At 57.4% G+C, this 15549-nt stretch carries 17 protein-coding genes; 8 read left to right on the forward strand and 9 right to left on the reverse strand.

Annotated features, from left to right (window positions below; genetic code table 11):
• Positions 1-71: 71 nt before the first annotated feature.
• Positions 72-653 (forward strand): beta-class carbonic anhydrase, encoded by a 582-nt coding sequence (locus ACFO3S_RS06955; protein ID WP_378093730.1) that lies wholly within the window; start codon positions 72-74, stop codon positions 651-653.
• Here ACFO3S_RS06955 and ACFO3S_RS06960 read toward each other — a convergent pair.
• On the reverse strand, positions 616-1173 hold the full coding sequence (locus tag ACFO3S_RS06960; RefSeq protein WP_378093732.1) for a DUF309 domain-containing protein: 558 nt from the start codon (positions 1171-1173) through the stop codon (positions 616-618). The two genes, ACFO3S_RS06955 and ACFO3S_RS06960, sit on opposite strands and share 38 nt — an antisense overlap.
• A 153-nt stretch (positions 1174-1326) precedes the next feature.
• On the opposite strand from ACFO3S_RS06960, the gene ACFO3S_RS06965 reads away from it, so the two are divergent.
• Both ACFO3S_RS06965 and ACFO3S_RS06970 read left to right on the forward strand, forming a co-directional pair.
• Positions 1327-1662, forward strand: a complete 336-nt coding sequence (locus ACFO3S_RS06965) for a hypothetical protein (protein WP_378093734.1) — start codon at positions 1327-1329, stop codon at positions 1660-1662.
• A 6-nt stretch (positions 1663-1668) separates the two neighbouring features.
• Positions 1669-1953 carry a DUF2653 family protein gene (locus tag ACFO3S_RS06970; RefSeq protein ID WP_378093736.1) on the forward strand — a complete coding sequence of 95 codons (285 nt, stop codon included), beginning with the start codon at positions 1669-1671 and terminating at the stop codon, positions 1951-1953.
• 60 nt (positions 1954-2013) lie between these two features.
• Here the strand turns inward: ACFO3S_RS06970 and hemG are convergent, their stop codons facing one another.
• Both hemG and ACFO3S_RS06980 read right to left on the reverse strand, forming a co-directional pair.
• Positions 2014-3444: a protoporphyrinogen oxidase gene (gene hemG / locus ACFO3S_RS06975; RefSeq protein WP_378093738.1), complete on the reverse strand. Its 1431-nt coding sequence runs from the start codon at positions 3442-3444 to the stop codon at positions 2014-2016.
• Between the two features lie 29 nt (positions 3445-3473).
• Positions 3474-4574, reverse strand: a complete 1101-nt coding sequence (locus tag ACFO3S_RS06980) for a TIGR04053 family radical SAM/SPASM domain-containing protein (RefSeq protein WP_378093740.1) — start codon at positions 4572-4574, stop codon at positions 3474-3476.
• A 283-nt stretch (positions 4575-4857) separates the two neighbouring features.
• Between ACFO3S_RS06980 and ACFO3S_RS06985 the strand changes: the two genes are divergently transcribed.
• Positions 4858-5283, forward strand: coding sequence for a YlbF family regulator (locus ACFO3S_RS06985; protein WP_378093742.1), 426 nt, complete (start codon positions 4858-4860; stop codon positions 5281-5283).
• Positions 5284-5538: 255 nt separating this feature from the next.
• Here the strand turns inward: ACFO3S_RS06985 and ACFO3S_RS06990 are convergent, their stop codons facing one another.
• A complete protein-coding gene (locus ACFO3S_RS06990; RefSeq protein ID WP_378093744.1) occupies positions 5539-6900 on the reverse strand; it encodes a radical SAM protein in 1362 nt (453 codons plus the stop codon).
• A gap of 313 nt (positions 6901-7213) precedes the next feature.
• Here ACFO3S_RS06990 and ACFO3S_RS06995 point away from each other — a divergent pair, with 313 nt between their 5' ends.
• Together ACFO3S_RS06995 and nrdD are read left to right on the forward strand one after the other, a co-directional pair.
• Positions 7214-7897 (forward strand): radical SAM protein, encoded by a 684-nt coding sequence (locus tag ACFO3S_RS06995; protein WP_378093746.1) that lies wholly within the window; start codon positions 7214-7216, stop codon positions 7895-7897.
• A 14-nt stretch (positions 7898-7911) separates the two neighbouring features.
• The gene (gene nrdD / locus ACFO3S_RS07000) at positions 7912-9846 is read left to right on the forward strand and encodes an anaerobic ribonucleoside-triphosphate reductase (protein ID WP_378093749.1); all 1935 of its coding nucleotides are present in this window, start codon (positions 7912-7914) and stop codon (positions 9844-9846) included.
• Between the two features lie 372 nt (positions 9847-10218).
• Here nrdD and ACFO3S_RS07005 read toward each other — a convergent pair whose 3' ends face one another.
• Together ACFO3S_RS07005 and mobA are read right to left on the reverse strand one after the other, a co-directional pair.
• Complete coding sequence (locus ACFO3S_RS07005) at positions 10219-10947, reverse strand: YwiC-like family protein (RefSeq protein WP_378093751.1); 729 nt, start codon at positions 10945-10947, stop codon at positions 10219-10221.
• A 24-nt stretch (positions 10948-10971) separates the two neighbouring features.
• Positions 10972-11631, reverse strand: a complete 660-nt coding sequence (gene mobA / locus ACFO3S_RS07010) for a molybdenum cofactor guanylyltransferase (RefSeq protein WP_378093753.1) — start codon at positions 11629-11631, stop codon at positions 10972-10974.
• Positions 11632-11806: 175 nt separating this feature from the next.
• Between mobA and ACFO3S_RS07015 the strand changes: the two genes are divergently transcribed.
• Positions 11807-12502: a Crp/Fnr family transcriptional regulator gene (locus ACFO3S_RS07015; RefSeq protein WP_378093755.1), complete on the forward strand. Its 696-nt coding sequence runs from the start codon at positions 11807-11809 to the stop codon at positions 12500-12502.
• A 6-nt stretch (positions 12503-12508) separates the two neighbouring features.
• Here the strand turns inward: ACFO3S_RS07015 and ric are convergent, their stop codons facing one another.
• Positions 12509-13222, reverse strand: coding sequence for an iron-sulfur cluster repair di-iron protein (ric, locus tag ACFO3S_RS07020; protein ID WP_378093757.1), 714 nt, complete (start codon positions 13220-13222; stop codon positions 12509-12511).
• Between the two features lie 181 nt (positions 13223-13403).
• Between ric and ACFO3S_RS07025 the strand changes: the two genes are divergently transcribed.
• Positions 13404-14126: a Crp/Fnr family transcriptional regulator gene (locus ACFO3S_RS07025; RefSeq protein WP_378093759.1), complete on the forward strand. Its 723-nt coding sequence runs from the start codon at positions 13404-13406 to the stop codon at positions 14124-14126.
• A 169-nt stretch (positions 14127-14295) separates the two neighbouring features.
• On the opposite strand, the gene narI is transcribed toward ACFO3S_RS07025, so the two are convergent.
• Positions 14296-14976: a respiratory nitrate reductase subunit gamma gene (gene narI / locus ACFO3S_RS07030; RefSeq protein ID WP_378093761.1), complete on the reverse strand. Its 681-nt coding sequence runs from the start codon at positions 14974-14976 to the stop codon at positions 14296-14298.
• A gap of 4 nt (positions 14977-14980) precedes the next feature.
• Positions 14981-15547 (reverse strand): nitrate reductase molybdenum cofactor assembly chaperone, encoded by a 567-nt coding sequence (gene narJ, locus ACFO3S_RS07035; RefSeq protein WP_378093763.1) that lies wholly within the window; start codon positions 15545-15547, stop codon positions 14981-14983.
• Between the last annotated feature and the right edge of the window lie 2 nt (positions 15548-15549).

Below are 15549 nucleotides of genomic sequence, written 5' to 3' on the forward strand. Positions count from 1 at the left end.
GGGCGCTTCGGCGACAACGCGGATCGCCCGACGGATTGAGAAATTGAGAATGACGTAGGAGGAAAAGCAGCATGCGCAAACTAGACGAAATGATAGCCTTCAACAAGCAATTCGTCGAAGGCAAAGCTTACGAGCAATATTTGACGACAAACCGCCCTCCGGAGAAGAGGGTCGTCATCGTCACCTGCATGGACGCGAGGCTGACGGAGCTGCTTCCGAAGGCGATGAACCTGAAGAACGGCGACGCCAAAATCATCAAGAACGCCGGAGCGATCATCACCTCCCCGTTCGGCAACATTATGCGGAGCGTGCTGGTGGCTTTGTACGAGCTGCACGCCAACGAAGTGTTTCTCGTCGGTCACCACGATTGCGGCATGACGGGGATCGACCCGAACGAGGTCGTCCGCCATATGCAGGCCCGGGGCATTCCCGAGAACGTCATCCACACGCTCCGCCATTCCGGCATTAATCTATACCGCTGGCTGACCGGCTTCGACAGTGTCCGGGAAAGCGTCGTGAACAGCGTGGACATCGTGAGGAACCATCCGCTGCTGCCCCCAGGAACCCCGGTTCACGGCCTGATCATTCATCCCGATACGGGAGAGCTTGAGGTCGTCACCGACGGCTATCAGGCGCTTGAAGCCCGCGAGTGAGCGCTTTGCGCCGGGCGGATTCCGCGCGGGCCGTCACGACCTCCGTCCGGTCTCTCCTCAAATGGCGGTGAACGACGTCCTCTCCCGCCTCCGCTCCCGGCAATCTCCACGTATAGCCGAGCTTCCCGCAGCGCTGCCGCGCGGCGTCCAGCAGACGGGCGTCGCGTATCGGCAGCTCGATGTCCCGATAGCTCGGATTCGAACCGCTCCATTCCCGGACCGTGCGCCCAAGCAGCGCCTTCAGCTCGCCGCCGTCCATGCCGAGCCGATCGAACAGCTTAGGCTCCGCTTCTTCCGCGGCCTTGCCCATCAGCTTGAGCGCGCCGGTCCAATTCCCCCGGCGGGAATGATATTGGCACACCGCGATGCGAATGAGAACGAGCCAGCACGACCGATACTCCGGGTTTTCGTTTTCCTTCCAATATTCTTCCATTATTTCGTGACATTCGAAATAATCCCGCGAGCCGTAATATTCGGCCAAGTAATCGATATAAGCTTGAGGATATTCGATTGCGTTCATTCGGTCACTTCCTCTCTCTAACCGGTTATCGCCTACATAAGCATAGCGCAATTTCGCCGGTTCGGCATCCCGTAATGATCTGAAACCAAAATGGCCGCGAACCGTATGTAATAGGGTAAGATTCTGATCACCATCTTCGGGAGGAACATCGTCATGTGGAAAAAAATGCTGATTATCATGAGCCTATTCGCCCAGACGCAGGACGGCGTGAGCAAGAGCTCGACCACGAATTCGTCTTCGGGAGCCTCCGCCGCCGGAACGGCAAACCGCGGATTTTTCAGCGGCGGCAGCTTTATGAAGGGAATGATGATCGGCGGCTTGGCCGGTCTGCTGTTCGGAGGCATGTTCGGCACCGGCTTCTTCGCCAACATGCTCGGCTTGCTCGTCAACGTGCTCGCTCTGTTCGTCCTGTTCGTCGCGTTCCGCGCCGCCTATGACGCGATCAAGCGCCGCAGGCAGCAACAAAACCCGCAGCAGCGCAAGTGGTAATCGGCTATGCGGCTCACGATGGATCAAATCGTCAACGCGGTCTGCCTGAACATGGCGGAGCGCCACGAGGTTCCGGTGGAATCGGTGGAAGTCGAGCTGCTGTACGACGAGGACAACGGCTTCAGCGCCGAGGTGTGGGTGCAGGGGCGCAGCCGGTTTCTGGTCGAGGCCAATCTGAAGGAAGCGATCATGCGTTATATGCTGAACGAGTACGGGCAGCGGGTCTACCCTTCGCAGATCGAATTGGATGTCGAGGACGAGATGTGGGCGGATATTAAGGCGCAGCAATGAAGGCTGCGTCATTGCAACGAGGCGGTGCGCGGATCGATTCCGGCATCGCCTCGTTTCGTTCTAGGAAAGCATATAAGAGACTGCGTGTTCCGCCGCTCTCCTGCCCTGCTCGATGCAGTCGGGGATGCCGACGCCTTCATAGCCCGCGCCGCACAGCCACATGCCGGGCCTCTCGATCGCCAGCCGCGCTCTTAGCTCCTTCAGCCGGTCCCGGTGACCGATCGGATATTGCGGCATAGAACGGAGGCAGCGGCTGATTTCGATAAACAGCGGAGCGGCGGTGATGCCCATCGTCGCCTTCAAGTCCGCGCGAACGCCGGCAACCAGTTCTTCCTCCGTCATTCCCAGCCATTCCTGGGCATTGGCCCGCCCGACATACGTCCGCAGAAGAACTTTGCCGGGCGGAGCGGCATGAGGCCACTTCGACGACGACCAAGTGCAGGCCGTAATCAGCCGGCCTTCCCGGCGAGGGACGACGAAGCCCGAGCCGTCGAGTCTGCGGGGGACGTCCGCTTCGCGATAGGCCAGCGCCAAGTTCGCCACGGAAGCGTACGCGATCGTCTCCAGCCACGCAGCTTCGGGAATATCGGCGACGAGCCTGGCCGTTGCGCTCGCGGGCAGCGCCAAAATGACGCCGTCCGCCCGCAGCTCCGTGCCGCATTCGAGCGTCAGCTTGTACCCCTCAGACTCTCTTACGATGCGTCCGATGCCGCTTCCGGTCAGCTTCCTGACGGTCGGCATCGACTGCTCCAGCCGATCGACCATCGTGGACAGCCCCCGCTCGAACGTCAGAAACAGGCTGCCCCGCGCGATTGTCGGCAGCTCGGCCGCAGTGGCCGGCGCGTTTTTCTTGCCCTTCAGCAGCCCGAGCATCAGACTGCGGTGCTCCCGCTCGATCTGCCGAAATTGCGGGAAAGTCGCTTGCAGGCTCAGAGCCTCGGTATCCCCGGCATAAATGCCGGCGAGCAGCGGCTCCGTCATATTGTCCAGCACCTCCCTGCCCAGCCGCCGCTTAATGAAGCTGCCCAGCGACTCGTCCCCGTCATCCTTTCTTCCGGGCAGCAGCAAATCCATCGCGGCGCGAAGCTTGCCAAGCGGGGACACCAGCCCGGTCTTGATCAAGGGGGACAGCGCCGTAGGAATGCCCAGCACAAGCCCCGGCGGCATCTCGTGCAGCTTTCCTTTATGCAGGATGTAATTTTTCTTCGCTTGCGGATTCGGATTCGTTGCCCTCAGCTGAGCCTCCAAGTCCAGTTCGCGCGCCAGCGCCAGAACGGACGGCTTTCGGGCCAGGAAGGAATCCGGGCCTTGCTCGATGACGAAGCCATCGCGGCGCAGCGTCCGAATCTGTCCGCCTAGCCGTCGACTTTTCTCAACAAGAACAACGTCAACCGGACCTCCTCGCTCCGCCAAATATTTAACGGCATAAAATGCCGCGCTCATTCCGGTAATTCCCCCGCCCGCGACGACGATGGTCCGTCTCCTGTCCATTCTGTTCCCCGCCCTTTTAGTTCGATCGCTTATTCGTCCCGGCTTTGCCACCTTTTCGGTACGTACGCGCAATACGGATCGCTTGCCAGCTCGTCTCCGGTGACCGCGTACGCTCTTGCCCTCGAGCCGCCGCACAGCTCCTTGAATTCGCAAACCCCGCATTTGCCCTTGAGCAGCGATTTGTCGCGAAGCCGCTTCAACAGGGGAGATTCGCGATAAATGTCCGGCAGCGGCCTCTCCCGGACATTCCCGCAGACGATCGGCAGAAAGCCGCTAGCATACACGTCGCCGACATGACTGACGAAGACGAAACCGTCTCCGTCGTTAACCCCTTTGCGAGCGCGTCCCAGCAAATCCGTTCTTTTCTCGGCGGCCTGTTCCCTCCCGTTTCCCGAACGCCGCTGCTCCTGCACGAACACTCTGCGGTAATGCGGCGCTTCCGTCGCCTTCACTCCGTACGGCATCGTCCGCTGAATCCGGCATAGCCACTTCATGACCTCTTCGTGCTGCTCCGCCGAGATCATATCCTTCTCCGCCGCGCGCCCGGTCGGCACGAGAAAAAAGACGCTCCACAGCACGGCGCCCATCTGCTTCACCTTCTCGGCCGTCGCCTCGAGGTCGCGAAGATTGTATTTCGAGACGGTCGTATTGATCTGAATCGGTATTTGCAGCTCTCGCAAATATTCGATTCCTCTCATGGTCAAATCGAAGGAGCCTTTCGTGCCGCGAAAATGATCGTGGATTGCGGCGCGAGAGCCGTCCAGGCTGAACGCCCAGCGGGACAGTCCGACCTCCTTGGCCCTGCGTACCGCCTCTCGCGTCACCCTGGGCGTAGCGCTTGGCGTCATCGAGACGGACAGCTTTTTCTCCTCGATCGCATACCGGGCCAATTCGAACAGATCGGGTCTCATGAGCGGATCCCCTCCCGTGAACACGAACAGGGGGTCGTCCATCTCCGCGATGCTGTCGATCAGCCTCTTCCCTTCCTCGAACGAAAGCTGCCGGGGATCGGCCCGATACTGCGCCTCCGCACGGCAATGCAGGCATTTCAAGGCGCAAGCCCGGGTCACCTCCCAGATGACGATAAACGGATTTACGTTGTAGTCTCTTTCTCGAACATGTAACGACATACCGCCGCTCCTTTCGGGCTGACTCATCGGTCTTTATAGCCTAGTCCAGTTGGCCCCCTCAAGCTGTGAGGAGCGTCACAATCGTTCAATCCTCGAAATGACGGGGGACGGTTCCGATCACGGATTGGCGGCGGCGGGCCACGAAGCTTCCCCCGTCCTCCTCGAGCTGTGACCGATGTCATCCTATCACCCGGCCGTCATCCGATGTGTGAGGGCCATCACAGTTCATGCGCGAAAATTCGAGTAAAGTGAGGTAGAGCCATTCGAGAAGGAGGACGTACTTATGATCATCAAGCTGGACAGCGATCCGATCATGGAAAAGATGAAAGAGCTCTGCGAGACGCTGCTAAAGCAAGAAGCGTACAAGGAGCTCCGCGATTCCATCGATCGTTTTGCTTCCGACGAGCAGGCGCTGCAGCAATACGAGAGCTTCATGGAGAAGCACCAGCATCTTCAGCAGAAGGAGCAAGCCGATCTCGAGCTGACGCCCGAGGAAATCGCCGATTACGAGCGAGAAGAAAGCGCGCTGTACGACAATTCCGTCATCCGCAAATTCCTTTACGCCCAGCGCGAGTTCGGCCAGATTCACAATAAAGTCAGCCAATATTTTACGAAAACTGTCGAACTGGACCGGCTGCCGGAGCCAAGCGACCTCAACAAAGGGGACTGCGGCTGCGGCGGCAGCTGCGGAAGCGGCCACAGTCATTAGCCGGCAGAAATGCCTTGAGTGCAGTACGAAGCGTTACAAATCAAGCACGGGTGCCGGCCTCAAGCGGTGCCCGCTTCATGCTGCAGCCGGACAGCCCATCCCGCCTTCAACCGCTTATCGCGCCATCGGCGCGTTCCGGCCCACAGCGCTCGGTTCACGGCGCTCCCTCCGTCCTTCATCGGTTACTTCAAGTTCCCGGGGGCCGATTTCATCATTTTTCCCGACTTCAACGCTTGCGCTGCCGCAACCGGGGGTCTAATCAGCTTCATCCTGTTCGCCTCCTTCGTATCCGGCGTCGTTCTTCCAGAGCAAGGCCAGCACGCGCCCAAGCTTCCTCTTCTCGTGGGGACAGGGCCGCTTGCCGGTCCGCATCCGATAGAGCGGACAGTGGTTGCCCTGGCATGCGGGCCGATAAAAGCAAGATCGGCACACCTCGTCCTGCTCTTCGCCGGAGTCCGTCCATAACGCCATTTTGTCGGGATCGAGCACTACTGTTCCGTCTTTGTTCAGCTTGCCGACTTGATTCGCCTCGTCGTCGAGCGCGACAGAGCATTTGTACAATTGTCCGTCGGCTCCGACAATGAGCGAATTCGGCTTGGCCGCGTAGCACACGGATCCGGCCGGCATGAGCGCGTCGGCGATCGCCTCGCTGAGCGGCAGCCCGACCTGCTGGCCGTAGCCGGCCAGCTCCCATAAGTGCCGGTCGGAGCTCGTCCTGTCGCAGACGGGGAGGAGCGCGTCCCGAGGCCCTCCCCATCTTCCGATCGGTCTTACGAGCAGTCCGAAGCGACGGTCGCCGCGCAACAATCCGGACAACTCGTCAAGCCATTCCTTTACGCGGCCCACGTTGTCTTCGTCAAAGTTGACGCGCAGATCGACCGTAAAAGCGTCGTCCAGGGAGAGAAGCTCCCGCAGGTTGTCGATAATCGTCCGGTAGGTCGGTCCGCCGCCAACCAGCCTTCTTCTGCGATCGTGAACCTCGTCCTTGCCGTCGACGGTCACCATGTATCGCCGAACCTGTCGCTCGGCCAGCTGAACAAGCTTCTCCTTGGTCAGCCCGTAGCCGTTGGTGGACATATCCGCGGAATAACCGGCTCCGTTTCGCGCACAGCTGTCCATAAAACTGTCGGATAGCTCCATGATCGCGTCGAACGCAAGCAGCGGTTCTCCCCCGAACCAACTGACCGACAGATGGTCGATTCGCTCCGCCGCTTCCCGAACGTACGCCTTAAGACCTTCGATGACGTCCCTTGTCATCGTTCCCCGCTGAAATTTCTGATAGCAGTACGAACAGCGGAAGTTGCAGGCCTCTGTCGGCAGCAAGACAAGATGCATCGATCTTGCCTCCTTGAGCGCTTCGTGGAACTGTCCGGCCCGCCGCCATTCATCCGTGTCGGCGGGAACGAGAAATCCGGCGGCGCATAATTCCGCCTTCAGTCCCACCTCTTCCCGGGCTGCCGTTCCGTCGTCAAGCCATCGGACCGTTTCCTCCAGCTCATCGGCTGACACGGCCGCAATCGCGCCGGTGTAGGAATTGTAGAGCATCCCTCCTTTGCCGGCAATCCGCACGAAGCGGGTATACCGGGAAGTCTTCCATTGCCGCTGCTCTTCTGTCATTTTAAGGTTCTCCTACGTGATGGGTTTGATCGTTACTTTACCATACCCGCTGACCGCGCGATGTGAGGTCTGTCACGTCCTGCAGGCAAGGGCCCTCCCGTCCTCCGGAGGACCGATGGCAGCAGCACCATTCGGCAGCGCGAGAAAGCCGCTCCCTTCGGAAGGATGGCACAAATCGCCAGCATTGTGATTTTCATCACTTTACTATCCCTATATGTTGTATTATCATCCAAATACAACACCTATATATAGTGTGATAATCAAAAGAGGAGGGATTCACCATTCTTATGCTGTTTGACGAAAGGAGATGCGCATGCTCGCTTTCTACCCCCGTTTCATTCGTACTTTCGACGATCTGCCCAAGCGCGTATCTCTGCTGATCCATAGCTGGAACGGCTGCAATATGCGCTGCGTCGGCTGCCACAATTACGACGATCTGATCGCGGCCGCCCCGGACGGGAGCCGGTTAACCGCCGATCAGGCGATCGAACGCATTCGGGGCAGCGCCGGACTGTTCGACGCCCTGCTCATAAGCGGCGGAGAGTTTCTCATGAACAACGCTTCCGAGATCGTCGATTTTCTCCGTCAGGTTCGCGAAGCGTTCGACGGCTCCGTCATCGTGTATACGAACGGCGCCTTTCCGCGAAAATTGCGCCTGCTGCTCGACGGCAAGCTGGTCGACGGCGTACATATCGATATGAAGCTTCCCTATCACTGTCTGGATCCCGAGGAGGATGCCGACGTCTACGAAGCGATTATCGGGACGGTACCCTCCAGGCGGCTATGTCTGGATATGCTGGAATCCATCGAAGCCGTCATCCGTCACAACAGCGCAGTCAGCCAAGTTCGAACCGTTCGATATCCGCTGCTCAGCGACGAATATTTCGCGTTAATACGCGGTTTTGTAGACGAATTGAATGCCCGTCACAACAGCTGCGTTCCCTATTTTCTGAATCCGTATTATCCGCCGCAAGCGCGGCTGCCTCATCACCCTTGAATGGAGGAACCGCCATGTTTCGTCACACGGAAGAAATTATCGATACGTTTACTTCCCCGTCGGAAACGAAGCAAGCCGACTATCTGAAGCGGGAGAACAGCAACTTTGTCTACTCCCTCCCTCTGCTCCGGCATAACCTGACCAACTTCTCCGAGGAGGAGTACTTGCTGCAGAACGTGCTGCCGGCCAGTCTGACCAAGCTTTATCGGGACGGCGTCGTCTACATTCACGACAAACAGCTCAGCCCCTACTGCCTGAGCGTCTCGTGCAAAGACATCGCCGCCAGGGGCATACCCACATTGGCAAAAAACATGATGTCTTCCAAACCGACCCGCAAGCTGGATACGCTGCTCCGGCACTTCAGCAACGTCGTCGTGCTGATGTCCCAGCAAGTGTCGGGCGCGGTGATGCTGGCGCAAATGACCACCGTCTCGGCCTCTTATCTGTATGCCGAGGAACAAATTAGCGGGCGCCGATTTACGGAGGACGATCTGGAGCAATTGTTCCAAAGTCTGATCTGGGAGATGAATATGCCGCTGCGCGGAGGCTCCCAGTCCGCTTTTACCAACATTACGCTCGAGTTCGGCAAGCCGTCCGACGAGATCAAGGACGAGCTCGTGATTATCGGCGGAGCGCCGCTCGATATTCGGTACCGCGATATACCCGCCTCCTACTTCGATCGGATCAACCGCGCCGTCATCGAAGTGATGATGCAGGGCGCCGGCAACGGCATTCCGTTCACCTTCCCGCTGCTGACCGTGCCGATCGACGACGAATTCGACTACGACAACGGCCTGTTTCTGGAATTGCTTGACGGCATGTATCGCTGGGGCGGCGTATACTTCGAAAATTTCCGAACCGCCCCGTTCCTGAACGAACGTTACAGACAGCTTAACCCCTATTTGAAACCGCGCGATCCGGAGGCAAGCCGCAGCCTGTGCTGCCGATTGCAGATCGATCTGAACGTGCTGTCCAGAGTCGGCAGCGGAATTTTCGGCAGCTCGACCGGCTCTACCGGGGCAGTGCAGGTGTTGAACCTGAATTTGAACAGAGTGCTGCTCGAATACGCCCATGACGAAAACCAGCTGTTCGCGAAAATCGCCGAGCTGCTGAACATCATGCAGGAAGGTCATATGGCCAAGCGGAGATGGATCGAACGGAATAAGGAGCTTTACCCGACCTTCTTTGCGTTTAACCGCGATTTGTCCAATTATTTCAACGTGTTCGGGGTTGCGGGCATGCACGAAGGACTGATCAACATCGGCTATGCGGGAGGAATGAACAACGAGGAAGGCAAACGGTTGGCGCATCGGATTATGCAGTTTATAACGGAGCGGATCAACGATTTTATCGTTAGAGATCGCGTCGCCTGCGGTATCGAATACGCGCCCGGAGAGAACGCGGCGATCAAGCTGGCCCGCCACGACGTGAAGTGGGCGCGAAGCCGCAACCGCGGCATCTTCGTGCAAGGCTCCGGGGAGAACGTGTATTTGACGTCGGGATGCATGCTGCCCTTCAGCGAGGACGACTTCATGCGGCAGTTGGAGAACAGCGCTGAATTTCAAGCTTACGCCACCTCCGGAAGCATCCTTCACCACTTTCTGGAAAGCAAAGTCCCGCCCGAGCGGCTGGCGAATTATTTGAAGAAAATATTCGACAAACCGATCCAGTACATTACCTTGACGCCAACTTTGACAAGCTGCTTGTCGTGCAGCCGGCAGATCGTGGCCGACGACGGGAAAAACCTCGCGAATTGTCCGGTCTGCGGCAGCGACGACCTCGCTACTTACAGCAGAGTTATCGGCTATGTCAAGATGATTGCCCGCAAAAAAATACGGGTCGACGAAGAAGGCTGTTATTCGGGGCAGTTCAATTTTTGGAGCAAGGCACGGCGCTTCGATTGGAATACGCGCAAACGGTTGAAAGAGGAAACGCTGCAGCTCAAATAGCGCCAAAGGGTCCCGTCCGTCGCTGCTGCATCCGGCGGGAGGGACCCTTGTCTACATCAATAGACCCAGGCGAAGTTGGCGGCAATTAGTCCTTGTGGCGACACTATTGGGCGTAATTTGGCGGCAATAAGCTCGTGCGGCGATACTATTGGGCGTAATCAGGTGAAGTTGAAGGCAACAAGCTTGCGAGGCAAGTTCTTGCTTTGAGTCCCTGCCTCGTAGGCTCTTGAGAAAGGTTGAACCAAAGAACATCATCGAGCCAGCCCAGTGCAACGGAGAAAGGGAATGGTTTGCCGCGAGTTCTGGCTTTGAGTTTCTAACCTATAAAGGTCTATTCAATCAAAGAAACTCAAAACAGGCTGTCTGAAGCCGTCAGGAAAACAAGAGAATAGTCAAAATCAAAAACTGCAGCGCGCCGACGATTTCCAGCATACCGACCTTGGCGGGTTTCATCGGTTTGCCGGCGAAGACGAACGCCCGCAATGCCGGGAACACAAAGGGAACGGTCATCAGCGGGGATCCGATCGCCCACGGAACGGCGAGAATACATATGTGGTATGCCTGCGCATACACGACCCAGCGGGCGTTCAACCGTTCTCTGAACACGGTTTTGACAAAGAACGCGGTGCCCGTAAAATAAAGGAAGTTGAACAACACGATCGCGGTCATGGCGGCGCCCCAGCTGCCGCCTCCTGCCAAATACGCCGCTCCGGCGGCGAGAGAGAAGCTGAGAATGGCGCACAAATCGTTGAGCAGCGCTCTTTCCGACTTCCGTCTCGAATGCCACACATTGACCGCTAGCAGCGCAGCCAGCGGGATTCCGAAATACAGCAGCGACGGATTGCCGACGAGCGGCGGAAGCAGGCATAGAAGGGCGCCTGCGCCGTACGCCGCTCCCCATCGGAGCATATCGTCTCGGTTCGAAGCTCTCTTCACGGCCTGCAAGAGCGGGTACGAGGCCAAATAGAGGAGCAGCCACCCGATAAAGAGCGGCAAATGAATCCATTGCGGAGTACCCGCCGCCATTCCGGTCAGGAACGGTACGCTCACCATAGCCCAGCCGCCATGCTCATGGGGGATGACGATTTTCTTTTTTCTCACGGCTGCAGTCTCCCCCTCCCTCCGTTACTGGCCTTCAACAGCTTGAACGTCCGTCGACGATAGACGCGCGTATTGCTCCGGAGAATCAATATTGAGAATAAATCGCGAATCGATTCCTCGGGCGGCAAATTCCGATTCCGCCACCTTCTCGCAGCGGATGATATCCAGAAAGCTGCCGATTCCGATCTGCCCTCTGGCGAACAGCAGCGGAATCCGGCCGGCGATTTTCTTATCGTAAACGCCGTGCAAAGGATACAGCCGCTCGTTCATATATGGAACAGCCGCTTCACTGCCCGTGTTTTCCTTTGCTTCAAGCAGCAGCCGGGCCGCCAGCGACGAGACGAACGGCATATCGCAGGCGACAACCCAGACGTTCGCGCAGCTTGCCAGCGACAGCGCGGCGTGAATGCCGCCGAGCGGTCCTTTGTTCTCGTAGAAGTCGGTAATGATTCTCACCTCGCTGCCTACGACCGGAAGGAAAGTTCGCGGCTCGTTCGTAACGAGAATCGTCTCCGGGCAAATCCGCCTCATTTCGCGGAGCTGGACGTTAACCAGCTTCTCGTAACGGATCGGAAGCAGCGCTTTATGCGCTCCGCCTACCGTTCGGCTGTTCCCTCCGGCCAGAATGACGCCGGAGAGACTGACTCTCTCTTCAATCGTCAATCGATGAGTCGTATCCAACATCTCTCAGGCCTCCGGATCATCGTGGAATAATTGGGTTTGTTTCTCCATTATCGTCCTCGCCGGCTCGACGACTCTATGACATAACTCACAGCCAATCGATCGAAAATTCATTATGCTGTAGAAAGTCGATCCGTCCACCCCTAGATCGTGAATTCGAAGCGCAAGGAGGGTATTCATGAAAATGGAAAAGCCGTCCGTATTTCTGCACAAGGTTCCGCTGTTCCACGATTTGACCCCGCAGGAGCTGGAGAGAGTCGAAGAGATTACAATCTCCCGATCCGCAGCGAGGCGGGCTACCGTTTTTACCGAAGGCAGCGAGAAGGAGGCCGTCTTCTTTATACAGAACGGCTTGGTGAAAACCTACAAGACGGATGAAAACGGGCACGAACAGATCGTTTCCTTCCTGAAATCCGGAGACATGTTCCCCCATACCGGCTTCTTCAACCAGAATCCTTATCCGGCCACGGCGGAAGCGATCGTCGATACCCGCCTTCTCGCGATCCCGGTCCGCTCATTCGAACGGTTAATGATGAACCATCCGGCGATTACGATCAAGATAATGCGCGTAATGGGCGACAAAATCCGCGAGCTGCAGGAGAAGCTTCAGGTGTTGTCGGGACAGGACGTCAAGCATAGGGTGCTGAGCTTCCTGCTTCAGCTTGCGGAGCAGCACGGCGATATACAGGACAACAAAATCACGATCAATCTTCCGATGACCCACCAGGAAATTGCCAACTCGATCGGGACGACAAGAGAGACGATCAATCGGCTGCTCAACCAGTTCAACAAGGAAGAGCTGCTGCAGATTGAGCGCGGCCGAATCGTCATCATCGACCTGGAAGCGCTAAAGCTGTTAAAAGAGCACAAGTAAGCCGACTCAGGCCGATTCGTGCGCTATTCGAGGAAACAGAATGTTGTTCTCCAGATGGATGTGCTCGAACAGATCCGACTCCAGCTCGCCCAGCTTGCGAAACGCGAGAACGTAAGTGTTGCAGGCTCCTGAAGGCAATGCGTATCCGTCTGTGATCTCTCTCATTTCCTTCAAATAGTCTCCGACAACGCTGTGATCCTTCTCCAGATCGTCCAAGTTTTTGGCCGCCTTCTCCCGCATCTCCGGCGTCGGCTCGGCGGCAAATTGCTTCAGCAGCGGGAAAAGCGTCTCCTCCTCGGCAATCAAATGCTGATCGAGTTCGATCTTCATCTGATGAAACCGTTTGTGCAGACCAGCCAGTTCGGCATGCTCGGAACCGTGGACGCGAAGCACTTTCGTCACGAATTCGCTAAGCAGCGGCAGCTCCTTCTTCAAATAAGCGTGATGGCGATCGACGATATAATCGACAAGCTCCGGGATCGGCGCCTCCCGCCAGTCCACGCCGCGGGCTTCGCTTCTGGCGGCCGCCTCGGCATAGCTCTCGTTCAGCCTGGTCAGGATGTCGTCTCCGTTCAACCCCTGAGCGCGGACAACTTCCGACAAGGCGCGGTTCCCTCCGCAGCAGAAGTCGATCTTCATTTCCTTGAACAAGTTGCTGGCTCCCGGAAAATCGGCCACGATCGCGCCGACGGTCTCCTCTCCGTTAAAGCGTTGGCTCATCTCCGATCCATCCTTTCATCTCTTATAGTGGGTTCACTCACAGTATAGGCGCAAAGATAAGCTCCCTCTGTGACGCGGAACACACTTCGTTCGATCTCGCCTCCCCCGGTGTGAGATGAATCACACTTGACCTTCGGTTCCTTTGTTATACTTACACCAACGTAACCTGGAGGTGTCTCATATGTTCACCGTATACAGACAGCCCGACATCCACTCCGTTCAAAACTCTTCTTGTTTTTCCTGCGATAATATGAAGAAATTAAAACAGATTATGTACTTTCAGAACCTGAGCGCCCACGCTCCCGTATTTCGCGAAGGGGAAACGTCAAGCAGCCTGTTCTTCATTCAATCGGGCAAGGTGAAATTAACTAAGCTTTCGGAGGAAGGCAAAGAGTACATTATGTCGCTGTTCCATGAGGGCGATTTTTTCGGCCAGTTCGATTCGGGCTCCAAGCTCCCCCATCCCTTCTCGGCCACGACGATCGAAAAGTGCGTCATCGGCGTCATTCAGCGAAGCGATCTGGAGGTTCTGCTGTGGCAGCATGGGGACCTGGCGATCGAGTTCATGTATTGGATGGGCTTTATGCACCGGTTGACCCAGACGAAATTCCGCGATCTGGTCATGCTCGGCAAGCCCGGCGCGCTCTGTTCCACCCTGATCCGCTTGTCCAACACGTACGGAACCAGCACCGACATCGGCATCCGCATCGGGCTTAAAATGACGAACGGCGAGTTGGCCGACCACATCGGCTGCGCGCGCGAAAGCGTCAACCGCATGCTGAGCGATCTGAAACGGGCTGGCGCGATCGTCATCCAAGACGGAATCATTACCGTTACGGACATGCCCTACTTGCAGTCGATATGCCGCTGCGAACTATGTCCCAAAGAGCTGTGCCGAATGTAGCCTCGCATCGAAGGCCGCTTTCCGGACGCCCAAGTCCTCCTGAATCCGATGCTCCCGAAATATGCCAAAGTCCTTCAGAGTCCGGTGCGTCCGAAATATGCCAAAATCCTCCTGAATCCGGTGCGTCCGCATCCGGCGTTCAGGAGGATACAAGAATGCTCTGATTCGATTATACCGAACCGCCTCTTCGACGATACAGCACATAGCTTCTTCTTAAGTAGCCGAGAGGCAAGCTAAACACATGCACGAGGCGGGTAAACGGGAATACGAGATACAGCACGAACGTTGTGACAATGTGAACTTTGAACCCGATCGGCACCGTCTCCATCAGCGCCGGTTCCGGCTGCAAGGCGAGCACTCCGCGCAGCCACGGGTTGATCGTCGTTCGATAATCGAACTCGCTGTGGCTAAGCGAATTGGCCGTCGTCGCCGCCAGCCCGGTGAAGATGACGATGACGAGAACGATGATCGCGACCCGATCGCCGAAGCTGCTCGTCGCGCGAATGCGAGGATCGGCATATCTGCGGTACAGCAAAATCAGCGAGCCGACGAACGCCGCGATGCCTGCAGGCATGCCGCCGGCAACCGCCGCGAGATGGTACAGCTCGTCGCTGATCCCCAGAGTCCGGTACACCTCTACAGGCACAAGCAAGCCCGCGACATGTCCGCAGAATACGGCGAGAATGCCGTAATGAAACAGCAGACTCCCCCATTTCAGCTTGCGCTTCTCCAGCATTTCGCTCGACTTGGACGTCCAACCGAACGGGTTCGTCACGTACCGCCAGACGATCGCGGCAATAAAGAGCGTCAAAACAATATAGGGCAGAACCCCCCATAGGAACAGATCCATCCGCTCAGCTCCCTCCTCTCGTCGCCATGACCGGCTCCAGAGCTTGCGCAGGCGGCTCGTTCGGAACGTGCCGCAAGAGCAGCTCGATTAATGCCGAATATGGGCTTGCCGCTTCCGCCAGCTCACGACCAATCGACTGCAGCGCCCTGGCCCTTCCCGCCAATACGGCTTCGGCCGCATCCCATGGCGCAACCGCCGCGAATTCAAGCACCAGCGGAAGGTAATCGGGAAGCTCGCTTCCGGTCAGCTCGAGGCCGACGGCGGCATAACGCCGCTTCAATTCCAGCAGCGCCGGCCCGCGTTCCCGTTCGTCGCCGTGCTGCGCGTAAGTCAAATACAGATTGGACCTCTTCCCGAAATCGAAGGCGCGAACATAGCCGGCCTGCCACTGCATGTCGTCCGTCTCTTCCGCCAGCTGCACGAATGCCGACAATATCCGCCGCGCCTCCGGATCGGGGAAGGCTTGCGCCTCCTCCCGACAGACCGGAAGCTGCTCCCGCCAGAACGGATCGGGATACTGAAACAAATAGGAAAGCAGCCCGCACATCGCTTGCGTCGTCTTGATATTCATCC

Source organism: Cohnella hongkongensis (assembly GCF_042654645.1).
In the GTDB taxonomy this organism is placed as follows: domain Bacteria; phylum Bacillota; class Bacilli; order Paenibacillales; family Paenibacillaceae; genus Cohnella; species Cohnella hongkongensis.